We start from the raw sequence: 11,470 nt of genomic DNA, 5'->3' as shown, positions 1-11,470 counted from the left end.
AATAAGGAAATTGAACATGTTAAAGCAACCTTCGCTTTTGCTGTGTGGTTTAGTAATCTCGCTGTTAGCCGGCAATGTATACGCGGCTAGGGTTAAAGTTATTAATGCTGATTTTGAGCAAGGCTGGTATGGCTGGAAAAAGTCTGGCCCGTCAGCAATATCTGACCATGGGCGAGACGATGAGTCCTCAGCAAAAATCACTGGTGAATCAGGGCGTGTAGAACAAGATGTTAGGGTAAAACCGAATACTGATTATACGCTTATGGCCTTTATGAAAGGCTCTGGTCAAATTGGTGTGAATACGGTCGCTGAGTTAACCGAGAAACAAAAAGCAGTAAACAAATTTCAAACGCTTACGATGAAAACTTACTCAGATGATGATTATCATCCCGATTGGGAAAAAATCACTGTAGATTTTAATAGTGGTAACTCGGATACCGTCACCATTTTTGCAGCTTATGAAGATGGAACCGGCCGGTTCGATCGTTTTAGGGTGATCCGCGCGAGGAAGTAATACCATAAAAAGTTGCTAGCAAGTATTGCTTCACAAATCCTCTATACTTTTATTGAGTGAATTGTAAATATATGTAACATCCTAAAAAGGTTAATAATCCTAAGGATGGGAAGATGAGAACGCGGATACTTGTTGGTGCCTTATTGTGTCTGAGTGGAACTAGCGCTAACGCTGTAGTTGGAGGAGAAACAGAAGCTGACGAGAAGTGGCCAGAGTTAGTCTCTTTAAGGTATGTCACCCCTTCGGGTAAAATAGAGAATCATAGCTGTGGCGGCGCATACCTAGGGCAGGGCTTGATAGTTTCTGCTGCTCACTGTGTAGCATTAGCACCAGCAGGAAAGTCCTACGCATGTTTAGGTGGGTCTGGCGAAGCTGCGGAAAATAACTGCTATGCACTTGAAAAGAGTGTGAAACATCCTGACTACGCAGATGGGTATGATAAGGATATAGCTATTTATCAAATGAGTGATTACCCAAGTGATTACCCGAGCGTTAAACTGATCAGTTACGCTGAAAACCGTCAAATTAAGCCCGACGACATTCTACATATTCTTGGATTAGGCTCCACAGCCTACGAAAACTATCAACCTTCCTTCCAGCTACAAGGCGCTTTAACTCCAATTGTTGATATTGATACTTGTAATCAGAAAATTCAGGTGGATGCCCCACATCAAATTGCTGATGAAGACTTTATTTGTGCCGGCAAGCGTACTTTAGGACCTGCTCCGGGTGACAGTGGAACGCCTGCTTTCATCTACGTTAATGGACAAGCTAAATACGCAGGTTTAGTCTCACATGGTTATAATTACATGGGGATCTTCACTCGGATCGGTCGTTATCTAGACTGGATCGAAGCAACCAAATTAGCGTTATTGGGGCCTGTCGGCGTTGTTCAGGAAAAACTATGGAAAGTGGATGGTGAGGTAGAGTTTCATCGTCTAAATATTGAGCTTAGTAATCAGAGTGGTGACAACCTTAGCATTGAGCGTTTTAGTATCGATGACGAACCTTTTAGTATCGATGACGAACCTTTTAGTATTGTTGATAGTAGCACTTGTTTAAGTCTGGAGGCTGGTCAGTCTTGTATTGTTGAATTGGAAGTCCAGCTTAATCAAGCTGTTGCTGAGTCATATTTGAACTTTGAAGCTCTAGGGTTTAATTATTCGATAGAGTTAAGTGTGATAGGCATGAGCCCTAGTGATGTGCTGGCCAACACTTTAGCGCCTTTCAATCAATGGTCTGTTGGTGGGAATGCAGGCCATTTTAGTCGCTTCGGTGATGCTGGAGTGCTTATTAGTAATGACAATCAAACTATAAGGCAGTTGATAAGTGGTGAAGTAGAAGGGCCTGGATGGTTATCTTTTGCTTTGCAATATGATGGCTTTAGTGGGCAAGGCCGCCTGAAAGTTATGGTAGATAATATACATCAATATCAGTTTTCGGGTAAATGCAGTGCAGAATCTATAGTCCTAGTGGTTCCAGCGGGTACACATCAAATCGACTTTGATTATCAATCAAAGGAGGGGGGCATAGTTGAAGCTAGCAACAAGAATGCGATTACAGCTAGCCCCGCTGAACCAAATTTACACCTAGCGTTGACAGATTTGACCTTAAGTGAGGAAAAATCAAGTCAAGCTGAAATCGAATGTAGTTTTAGTTCTAACTTGCACTATCAATCACTTGATCCAAATGAGTCTGATACCAATGGGTCATCTAGCGGAGGTGGAAGCTTTGGTTTCGCTAGTATTAGTTTACTTATGCTGGTATTTGTAAGAAGAAAGCTAATTCACTAATGCTTGCTTAAAACGCCGCGACTAGCGGCGTTTTAAGTTTCCGTCATTGCTTGGCGTTGGATTAGGCTTCCATACATTACGCAGGCGCTGTAATACATTTTCGGGGATAGATTTAGAGCATTCTAGGGTCACTTGGCGGCCACGTTTCATACCGTATATTTTCCCGGTAACTGCTTGGCTAGTGCGTTGTACTAGCTTTATCTCGTGCAAAAAATACTCTGGTACTCGACCCTTAGTGACCTCGACGCGAATCCCGTCTACCTTAATTACAAACTCTGCTGTTATTGCTTTTAACATGTTCACCTACCGCTTTAAGGCTGATTTACTGAGCTATTTTTGTTTTATAGTAAAAGAATACGTAAGGTAATTCTATTTCGTTCAATACTTCGGCCTTTGCTTAGTCTTAAGTTCGTTACTACCTTTTAAGTCAACCTTTCTGTTCAGTGACTAACGAGGTTTAAATGCGTGGACTTAGAAAATTGTTAACAATGGGCATGTTGCTTAGTGCAAGTGTCGGAATGGTAGCGTTGCCAAGTGCGGCCGTTACCAAAGCGCCGGAAGGGGCATCGGTTTACATTATTTCGCCTAAAGATGGTGAGGTGCTTAGTAGCCCATTAACGGTGGCGTTTGGCCTAAAGGGCATGGGGGTTGCGCCAGCGGGTGTGGATAGAGAAAACACCGGTCATCATCATTTGCTGATTGACGTGAAGCAACTTCCAAACTTAGAAATGCCAGTACCTGCAGATGCTCAGCACGTGCACTTTGGTGGCGGACAAACCGAGGTCACCATTGAACTCACGCCTGGCGAGCATAGTTTGCAGTTGCTGCTGGGCGATATGCATCATATTCCACACCAACCGCCTATCCTGTCTGAGAAAATAACCATTACTGTAGAATGAGCTTGCTAGTCAGCGGTGTTTAGCGCACATTGACTTTATAAACAATGTGTTAGTAGTGGTGTAAGGAGTAAATAATTAAAGTACTTAGTTTAAACTTGCTGAATTATTTAGCACCTCCTTATGCCGCTTATGAATTTGATAACATATTGGATGCCAAGCAGTGGCAAGAAAAACAAGCGTGGTTAAGCCGCATGGTTAACCAAGCTCAAGCTGATGTGATGGCTTTTCAAGAAGTGTTTAGCGCCGAGGCTTTAGCTGAACAATGTAAGGCCTTGGGTTATCCCTATTTCTTAGCGACGCCCAGTGCGTTAGATGAATCGAGTTATGTGTATCGCAAACCCGGTTTAGCACTGGCCAGCAAATACCCTCTACGTAGCGGTTCCTTGTATAACTCTGGCAATATCGATCTATTTAGTCGCCAGCCATTAGTGGCTAAGGTTAAGCTTGGTTCCTTAGGCTGGGTGAAGTGCTATGTTGTGCACCTTAAATCTAAACGGCCGATGTTGGATGAAGATATTCAAGGCAAGCCTAGTGATATTGATGAATACATGGGGCGCTGGCAATCAGACAATTTGCGCAATCAAGAGGTCACTTTGTTGATGCAAGATATACTGAGTTGTCGCAAGCACAAACTTGAACCCTTAATGATAATGGGTGACTTTAATGATGATTTATCTAAAGGGGCGTTAGCGCATTTATTTGATGAACCCCAGCCACACCACGATGATGTAGAACAAGCTTGGCGCTTACATGACGCATACAGCTTGAGCTCTTCAGAAAAGCCTCGACCTGCTACTCACTACTACGGTGGTCAGGCGAATGTATTGGATTACATTATATTGTCGGGTGAGTTTTCAGCGGATTACCAGCAACAAATGGCAGAGGTAAGCGCCTATCACTGCTTCGACCGCCATCTTACTCATGCCGATTTTTCTATCGATAGCCAAGCTAGCGATCATGCTGCGGTGATGATTGAGCTAAACGCCAGAGGGTAGTTTTGGCTTATAATCTATAGGGTTCAAATACTTGCTTCAGGTTCACTTTAGCTTTTAGGCGGCTGGCTAACAAATACATACCGCCAATCTTCCTATGGATTAGCAGCACATCAATGGGGGGAGTGTTCCAATAGTCATGCTCATAACTCAAGGTCATTCCGGTTTCGCGTAATTGTTTAGCTAGCGGAGATTGAGCAAAGTCATAATCACCGTCAAATTGCAGTGGCTTAATGACCATTGACAGCATTAACTCTAAGGTGGCAATTTGTCGCTCAGTGCTGTCGTCATTCACAAAACCTAAATCAGTGAGCGCGGCTAAATCTAAGGAAAAAGGCTGGTTTAAGGCTTTGCTTAACAAATGTCGGTAACCAGCTGAGAGTGCAGAGGGAAGTTGTCTGGTTGCGCCAAAATCAAGCAATATGATTTTTTGAGACTGCTTGGAGTAGAGATAGTTGGCAAAATTAGGATCTGTTTGCATTAATCCAAACTCGAACAACTCCATCATCAGTAGCTTAAACAGGTTATGCATTATTTTGTCGCGCAGTGCCTGTGGCTCTTCGCTTAGCTGATCAATAACCTCACCATCATGATGGCTCATTGTGAGAATGTTGCTGGTGGTTAGGTGGTCAAATAACTGTGGTAATTCAAATTCAGGGTGAGTCGCTAATTTTTGTTGGTACTGGCGTAAATACTCCGATTCTTGCAGGTAATCGGCTTCTTGATGCAGCTGTAGTTTGGCATCTTGTAAGATTTGCTGATAATCAAACTGCTTCGGTAACAAGCCGCTTATATTAAGCAAGCTAACAACATTATCTACATCACTATCTATGCTGTCTTTTACCCCAGGATACTGAATTTTAATGGCAACCCGCTGTTGCTGGCTGAGGTAGGCACTGTGTACTTGGCCAATAGATGCGGCCGCAATCGGTTGTAGTGAAAACTGCTGAAATTGTTGTTGCCAATCTTCGCCCCATTCTTTAAGCAGTACTTGGCTTAGCTGGCCTATCGGCATGGGGTCGGCGTCGGCCCGTAATCTCGCCAGTAACTCACTCACTTCTTTGGGTAGCATCTCTCCCGCATCCATCGACATTAATTGGCCAACTTTCATGGCGGCTCCGCGCAATTTAGCCAGTTGGTCTGCTACCCGTTTCACGTTATTTGGGGTAAGTAATACCTCATTAAGCTTAGGGCGTTTTCCAGCGGCGAGTTGCACCGCTCCTTCGGCAATCATTCCACCTGCTACGCGTGAAGCCAGCGAACCAAGGCGACCAAGCCGAGCTAAGCGGCCGCTGGGTACCTTTGAGGCTTTAGAGTGTTTAGGGCTATTAATATTGCTACCTACTAAGAGCAAAAGACTGTGTTTAACAATACGCCATTATTTTTCATTTAGATCGAATATTGTGAAAAAACACAGCGTTAAGCCTTGGGCTTTTAAGGGTTTCGCAATCTGAAAATCAACCCGGCTGATAGTTTATATTTAGTTTTATCAATGGGTTACGCTTGTATTTCTCCTTTGGCCTAAAGCTTGCTGAGTCATCAGTAAATCAAGTGAATTTGCAAATTGCTAGAAGAGGCCAAAATGAAAAAATTATTAGGATTGTTATGTTGTTTACCGCTGTTTGCCAACGCCGGGATTATTGCTAACGGAAGCTTTGAGAGTAATGATGTTCGTCGTGGTGGCTGGAGCTACTTCTCGAGTAACGACGTTCAAGGTTGGCAGGGGCACAACATTGAGATTTGGGATAGCTTATTCAACATCAATGCGGTTGAGGGCGATCAATTTATTGAGCTTAACGCCCATTGTTCTGGTGGTGGTTCGCGAGCCTGCCAATCGGGTAAATACAGCATTTACCAAGACTTTGCGAGTAACCAAGGGCAGCAGTACAGTTTCGGTTTATCTTATCGAGCGAGAACTAACAGAAATGAGTCTTTTCAGGTAAGTATTGAAGATAGCGTAGGAAATACGGTGTATTCGCAGTTATTGGCCGATCATAATAATAATTCGTGGCGTCAATTTAGCGGAACCTTTGTAGCAAACGATAACTGGTCGAGGATCCGGTTGGATTCGATGATTAACGGTTCACTAGGCAACTTAATCGATAACGTTTACGTGGAGGCGATTCCGGTGAGTAGCTTTAGCGCAGCCACCTTTGCCGTATCTGAGCCAGCAAGTATTATTTTGCTTATTTTTGCCTTAGCGGCTTTGATTATCCTTCGAAAAAAACGAGCCGATTAAGGCTCGTTTTTACAAAAGGCAATATACAAACAGGTGCTTATCGTTTTAGGTAAGCTTGTAATACTTCACCACCACTATCAACATTCAAAGGCTTAAAGATAAAACCTTGAATACCTTGGCTCTGACAAGCATCTACCACACTGGCATCGGTAACCGAAGACAGCATTACAATGGGCGTGCTTTGGTCAGTTTCGCGCATTTTTGCTAAGGCTTTATCACCGTTAAGGCGGTTCATCACCACATCCATAAATATAAAATCAGGCTGCTTGTTTAGCAATTGCTCTACGGCGGTATCGCCATCTTCTGCTTCAATCACATTGTGATAACCAATACTGGCTAAGATCCGAAGCATTGCTTTCCTAATTAATGGGCTGTCATCCACCGTCATGATTAAAGCATCTTTTGCTAGAGGCTCACCTTCTGTTGGCGGCGCAACAATACAGGCGTCACTGTTAATTACCGCTTCTTGATAGCTGTTTTGTTGGTCAAGCTGACGCACCAATAAGTTGAAGTAGTAGCGGCCTACGCCTTCTACATGCACGGGTACCGTAACAATTTGTTGTACGCCCTCTAGGTAGCGGCTCATGTCAGCTAAATCTAATGCAACATGGGGGCTAGAAAATTCGAATCCGAGTTTGTGTTGTTGTAATAAATGGGTGGCGCGACCAACAATGGTATTCCCCCATTCTTCTAAGGCGGCTACCAACTCTTCGTCTAGGCTATCACTGTTGCTTGCTTCACCGACTAAAGATTGTTGAACGGCTTGGCCTATTGCTACGGCCGTTTCTTGGTAGTGGTGCATTAAAACCACGCCGTCTAGTTGCCCTTGCATGTCAGAACAAACCGCGTAACCTTTAAAGCGAAAATCTTCTACTTTATCAATGAAGGGTTCGTCGGCAGTGCCGTCTAAACCGGTCATGAGTTTAAGGCTCTGTAAAGATTCTTGAATGAAAGGATGAAGAATAATTTTATGAATGGTTTCTACTGTCATAATTTTCCTTTAATAATAGAGCCCAAGTGGGATCTATTTGCTACTCCTAGAGCATTTGTCATATGTTTGATAACGCAAACTACTCTATGGAAGAAGTATTTACGATTCAAGCAAAGCGAACAAATGTGCGATCCCTGCCTATAAAAGGCAGGAAACCAGTATCGGATTACTACCCAGACTAAGGAAAGCCCATGCCACATTGTGTAATTGAATGCCCTGCAGATTTAGCCCGAATTGTTAATTTTGATGTTTTAGTGGAAGCCGTTCACGACGCAGTAGAAGCTAGCGGCTTGTTTGCTGATGGTGATGTAAAAGCTCGTTTAGTACTGGCTAATCACTATAGGGTAGGCGGTAAGCGCGCGCCTTATGTGCATACTTCAGTGCATATCTTAAGTGGCCGTAGTGAGTTACAGAAAAAGCACTTAGCCGACGCGGTTGCTAAAGCTGTGTGTGAGTTATTACCTAGCGTGAAAATGGTATCGGTAGAGGTAAGGGATATTGCTCAGCAATATTACAGTAATCGCGCAGCAGTGAGTGCTTTGAGCGAAGCGGTGTAAGGCCTTTGGCTGTTTCGTCATGCAGATTAAGTACGGCGCCCGTTTCACTGTTCCGAAAAATGGAACAATATAACTCGCGGCTGCCGCTCAATCTTCTTAGCTTTCTTGGTTAGTCTATGGTTGTTCACCAACGAGCTAAGTCTCTTTCAGGAGACTCAGCGTTTTACAACCAAGAGAGTTTATATGAAACATACTAAGAACCTATTGCTTACTGCATCACTTAGCGCTTTGTTTGCCAGTTCTGTAGCACTGGCGAATGCACCAGAGCAAAATGACGACATCCTCACTCATCAGCAGCGCCAAGTTGTTGAAGAGGCCGAACGTTTAGGTCGTTGTTTAGCGGTACATGCCCACGAAAACGATGCGCCGGTTCGTGCTGGGTTAGCGGGAATGATTAGCACTGTGCAGCAACCCGATCACGAAGCCATTGCCTTTATGACGCTAGTGGGCGAAGAAGCGGGTTACACCGTAGGTATGTTAGATGCACTGCAAAGCCAAGGTAATAATACCAGTGAGTACCTTGTGTCTATCAAGAGCAGTAACAATTGTAAGGTAGAAGAAACGATTAGTGAGCTTACCCTGCAGCAATAGATTGTTCGAACCGCCCAAGGAAGGGGCTAGGTTCCAGCTATGCCGCTCTCTAATGGCTTAAGAATGTTAGGCTTGCTGGGAAGTGGTTTCAGCTCCGCCATTGATAAAGGCAACGACCTGGCTTTCAGGTAAGGGCTTAGCAAAATAATACCCTTGCAAGAAATCTACCCCTAAACTGCGCAGCGTGTTCATTTGCGCTTCAGTTTCAACGCCCTCTGCCACTACCGAATAATTTAATGCCTGAGCAATATGCATCACTGCGGTAATGATCGGGTAGCCGTTGGTATCAATACGTTGCACAAAAGAACGGTCAATTTTTACGGTATTTACGGCTAAATCTTGCATGGTAGAAAGCGAAGAATAGCCAGTACCAAAGTCGTCTATAGATACCTGTACGCCAATATCTTGAATCGCTTTAATTTGCTCAGCCAAGAACAGTATGTCGCTGCTAAATACTGACTCGGTCATTTCTATATGTAAACGCTCGGGAGGTAATTGGCTGGCATGCAGCGCGTGTTTTACAATTTCTACAAAATCATGGTCTTCTAATTGGGTGACGGATACGTTCACACATACCGACAACGCCTGTTCTTGGGGCCACGAACTGGCAATTTGGCATGCATTGTCTAATACCCACAGGCCAATTTTTCGAATTAATCCATATTGCTCAGCAATGCCGATAAACTCATCTGGGGGGATCATTTCATCGTCAAGTTGCCAGCGTAGTAAAGCTTCAAAAGACACCACTTGGCAATCTTTAGCGCGCAAAATGGGTTGAAATGCCAAGCTAAGCTGCTGCTTTTCTATGGCTTGGCTTAAGCCATCTTTTAGCTTTAATTCACGGTGTATTTTTTGTTCTAGCTGATTGGAAAATACTCCCACGGTACAGGGCGAGCGTTTTTTCTGAGCGTACATTGCCGTATCGGCTAAGCGAATAAGGCTGTGTTCATTTTCTGAATGCTGAGGATAAAGGGCAATGCCTACCGTTGCGCCTACCGATAATCGATTATTTTGGAACGAGTAGGCTGCAGATAGCACCTGAATAATCTCTTCAGATTGCTGCACTGCTTGCTGCTCATCGCAGTTTTCTATGGCGAGTAAAAACTCATCGCCACCCCAGCGGCAAAGCAACTGGTGATTAGCGCTTATGTCTTTTAATCGGCGAGCGGTATTGTTTAGTACTTGGTCGCCTGTATCGTGGCCAATAGCATCGTTAATCTTTTTAAAACCATCTAAATCAATAAACAATACCGCTAAACTTTGCTGTTTTTTTTGGGCGGCAAGTAATTGCTGTTGCAAGTTTTGTAAAAAGGCGGTGCGATTAAACAACCCGGTTAAGGGATCAAGATTAGAGAGCTCGTAAATGGTATGAGTACGGCGCTCTACTTTTTCTTCCATGTGGTGCACTAGCAGGGCATTTTCATTTTTAAGTAAAATGGCTTGAGCGGTAAATTCAGCATTTTTCTTGGCAATCACCACCATAACAATGCCAAATAAAAAGCCTAAAATGCCTAGCATCTGGCGCTCGTAAATACCTGATAGCAGTAAACCAATAGAGGGTGGACCCAATAAGATAAACGCATAAAACATAGCAGTACGTTTATGCCCTGCCAGCACAGTGGCAGACCCACCAGCCATGGCTGAAATAATGATGATGTGGGTGCTTAGGTCAATGTCGGTGCTATTAGGATTGGCGACAACTTTTAGAATATAAACTGACCACAATAAAGCAGTGAGGTTAGCACCAGAGATAAAACGTAGTACCGCTTTGCTACCATTCAGCTGTTGGTTAATATCGCGACGCTTCCATAAATGCCAGTCCACTAACCGAATAAGTAATAAACTAGTCATTAACACCCACCAAGCGTGTTTAAACTGGCGCATCTCAGCGGTGTTGAAGGCAAACACTAAAAAACTAGAAGCAATGATGGAAATAAGTATTCCAGAAAATGCATTGTTGTATAACAACTGGGCAGCATCTCTTTGGGTACATTGCTTCAATTCGATATTGTCGATAACTATTACCTTGGCAAATACCTAAGCAAAATAGTGGGCTTATAGTATTTGACTACTCGTTCAGATTTAGCGCTAACAGAGCGTTAACGCAAAACAGTATAAATATGCTCAACATTGCTTGAGTGGTTCAATATAAAAAGCATAGCTGTAATCTAAGTATTTCTCGCGAAATCCTCAGATCGACGTCACAAAGCGAAGTGTTGAGTAGTGTTTTATGCCCAAGGGAGTCAGATACATACAAGACCTATGGGCAACATTCGCGCGCTAGCTTACCCTAACACTTTGTAATTAAGGTCTTAAAAGCGTTAAATTTTTATCACTTTTAATTCAATAAAAACGAGCTAATGAAAAAGTGAAATAAGCTGTGCAAGCAAAGTGCTTATCTAGCTGGATTCACCTAAATCTGTTTTGAAAATTAAGGATAAGCACTAAGCATAATGGCGCTGATGTTATCCTTAAAAGTGTGTTTTGGCCTATTTTAGTCGCTAAACTCTTGCAGGGCCCTTAGTGCTATTTCCGCTTGATGAGCGGGAACAAAAATGTGGTCGTGGTAAAACGCGGCCACAACATTGGCACTAATACCTCGTTCAGCCAGTTTAGTGGCTACCGCTGCGGTTAAGCCAACCGCTTCTAAACTAGAGTGTACCGTTAAGGTAATTTGTTTGAAGCTACTGTCAAAGTGCAAGTTTGCTAGCAGTGCTTGCTGCTTTTCTAGTATTAAGGTGAGGCCTTCGGTTTCTACAAAGCTGGCTAAGGGCTTAAGCGACAAATAGTCGCTTAGCTCTCCTTGCTGAGTACAAAAAACAAATTCTTGCTCTAGTAGCTTTGGCTTCATTGAACCTAATAAAAGTGCTAGCTCTTTAACGCCACTCATCTAC

At 43.5% G+C, this 11,470-nt stretch carries 12 protein-coding genes; 7 read left to right on the top strand and 5 right to left on the bottom strand.

Translation table 11 applies throughout. From position 1 onward, the window contains the following. Positions 1–16 precede the first annotated feature (16 nt). Both Q4549_RS04435 and Q4549_RS04430 read left to right on the top strand, forming a co-directional pair. Positions 17–514, top strand: a complete 498-nt coding sequence (locus tag Q4549_RS04435) for a carbohydrate binding domain-containing protein (RefSeq protein ID WP_303549037.1) — start codon at positions 17–19, stop codon at positions 512–514. 113 nt (positions 515–627) lie between these two features. Then, on the top strand, positions 628–2,307 hold the full coding sequence (locus tag Q4549_RS04430) for a trypsin-like serine protease (RefSeq protein ID WP_303549040.1): 1,680 nt from the start codon (positions 628–630) through the stop codon (positions 2,305–2,307). Positions 2,308–2,328: 21 nt separating this feature from the next. Here Q4549_RS04430 and Q4549_RS04425 read toward each other — a convergent pair whose 3' ends face one another. Then, positions 2,329–2,604, bottom strand: coding sequence for a DUF3634 family protein (locus tag Q4549_RS04425; protein ID WP_137672191.1), 276 nt, complete (start codon positions 2,602–2,604; stop codon positions 2,329–2,331). A gap of 164 nt (positions 2,605–2,768) precedes the next feature. Between Q4549_RS04425 and Q4549_RS04420 the strand changes: the two genes are divergently transcribed. Further along, positions 2,769–3,206, top strand: coding sequence for a DUF4399 domain-containing protein (locus Q4549_RS04420; protein WP_303509465.1), 438 nt, complete (start codon positions 2,769–2,771; stop codon positions 3,204–3,206). A gap of 95 nt (positions 3,207–3,301) precedes the next feature. Next, the gene (locus Q4549_RS04415; RefSeq protein ID WP_303549043.1) at positions 3,302–4,201 is read left to right on the top strand and encodes an endonuclease/exonuclease/phosphatase family protein; all 900 of its coding nucleotides are present in this window, start codon (positions 3,302–3,304) and stop codon (positions 4,199–4,201) included. 7 nt (positions 4,202–4,208) lie between these two features. Here the strand turns inward: Q4549_RS04415 and Q4549_RS04410 are convergent, their stop codons facing one another. Then, complete coding sequence (locus Q4549_RS04410) at positions 4,209–5,552, bottom strand: AarF/ABC1/UbiB kinase family protein (RefSeq protein ID WP_303549046.1); 1,344 nt, start codon at positions 5,550–5,552, stop codon at positions 4,209–4,211. Between the two features lie 228 nt (positions 5,553–5,780). On the opposite strand from Q4549_RS04410, the gene Q4549_RS04405 reads away from it, so the two are divergent. Beyond that, positions 5,781–6,437 carry a DUF642 domain-containing protein gene (locus Q4549_RS04405; protein WP_303549048.1) on the top strand — a complete coding sequence of 219 codons (657 nt, stop codon included), beginning with the start codon at positions 5,781–5,783 and terminating at the stop codon, positions 6,435–6,437. A gap of 37 nt (positions 6,438–6,474) precedes the next feature. Here Q4549_RS04405 and Q4549_RS04400 read toward each other — a convergent pair whose 3' ends face one another. Beyond that, on the bottom strand, positions 6,475–7,428 hold the full coding sequence (locus tag Q4549_RS04400; protein ID WP_303549051.1) for a response regulator: 954 nt from the start codon (positions 7,426–7,428) through the stop codon (positions 6,475–6,477). Positions 7,429–7,619: 191 nt separating this feature from the next. Between Q4549_RS04400 and Q4549_RS04395 the strand changes: the two genes are divergently transcribed. Then, positions 7,620–7,985 (top strand): 5-carboxymethyl-2-hydroxymuconate Delta-isomerase, encoded by a 366-nt coding sequence (locus Q4549_RS04395; protein WP_137672188.1) that lies wholly within the window; start codon positions 7,620–7,622, stop codon positions 7,983–7,985. A gap of 183 nt (positions 7,986–8,168) precedes the next feature. Beyond that, complete coding sequence (locus tag Q4549_RS04390) at positions 8,169–8,576, top strand: hypothetical protein (protein ID WP_303549054.1); 408 nt, start codon at positions 8,169–8,171, stop codon at positions 8,574–8,576. Between the two features lie 66 nt (positions 8,577–8,642). Here Q4549_RS04390 and Q4549_RS04385 read toward each other — a convergent pair whose 3' ends face one another. Together Q4549_RS04385 and Q4549_RS04380 are read right to left on the bottom strand one after the other, a co-directional pair. Next, a complete protein-coding gene (locus Q4549_RS04385; protein ID WP_336622620.1) occupies positions 8,643–10,544 on the bottom strand; it encodes a bifunctional diguanylate cyclase/phosphodiesterase in 1,902 nt (633 codons plus the stop codon). A gap of 526 nt (positions 10,545–11,070) precedes the next feature. Next, entirely contained in the window at positions 11,071–11,466 is a 396-nt protein-coding gene (locus Q4549_RS04380; protein ID WP_303549057.1) for an ACT domain-containing protein, read from the bottom strand. Positions 11,467–11,470 lie beyond the last annotated feature (4 nt).

This window comes from Agarivorans sp. 2_MG-2023 (assembly GCF_030548085.1).
In the GTDB taxonomy this organism is placed as follows: Bacteria; Pseudomonadota; Gammaproteobacteria; order Enterobacterales; family Celerinatantimonadaceae; genus Agarivorans.
This window is presented reverse-complemented; position numbering and strand designations above follow the sequence as displayed.

Excerpts from the sequence above, each read along its gene's own strand:
- Q4549_RS04425 (WP_137672191.1), bottom strand. The coding sequence starts at position 2,604 with ATGTTAAAAGCAATAACAGCAGAGTTTGTAATTAAGGTAGACGGGATT.
- Q4549_RS04390 (WP_303549054.1), top strand. The coding sequence starts at position 8,169 with ATGAAACATACTAAGAACCTATTGCTTACTGCATCACTTAGCGCTTTG.
- Q4549_RS04405 (WP_303549048.1), top strand. The coding sequence starts at position 5,781 with ATGAAAAAATTATTAGGATTGTTATGTTGTTTACCGCTGTTTGCCAAC.
- Q4549_RS04380 (WP_303549057.1), bottom strand. The coding sequence starts at position 11,466 with ATGAGTGGCGTTAAAGAGCTAGCACTTTTATTAGGTTCAATGAAGCCA.
- Q4549_RS04420 (WP_303509465.1), top strand. The coding sequence starts at position 2,769 with ATGCGTGGACTTAGAAAATTGTTAACAATGGGCATGTTGCTTAGTGCA.
- Q4549_RS04400 (WP_303549051.1), bottom strand. The coding sequence starts at position 7,428 with ATGACAGTAGAAACCATTCATAAAATTATTCTTCATCCTTTCATTCAA.
- Q4549_RS04430 (WP_303549040.1), top strand. The coding sequence starts at position 628 with ATGAGAACGCGGATACTTGTTGGTGCCTTATTGTGTCTGAGTGGAACT.
- Q4549_RS04435 (WP_303549037.1), top strand. The coding sequence starts at position 17 with ATGTTAAAGCAACCTTCGCTTTTGCTGTGTGGTTTAGTAATCTCGCTG.
- Q4549_RS04395 (WP_137672188.1), top strand. The coding sequence starts at position 7,620 with ATGCCACATTGTGTAATTGAATGCCCTGCAGATTTAGCCCGAATTGTT.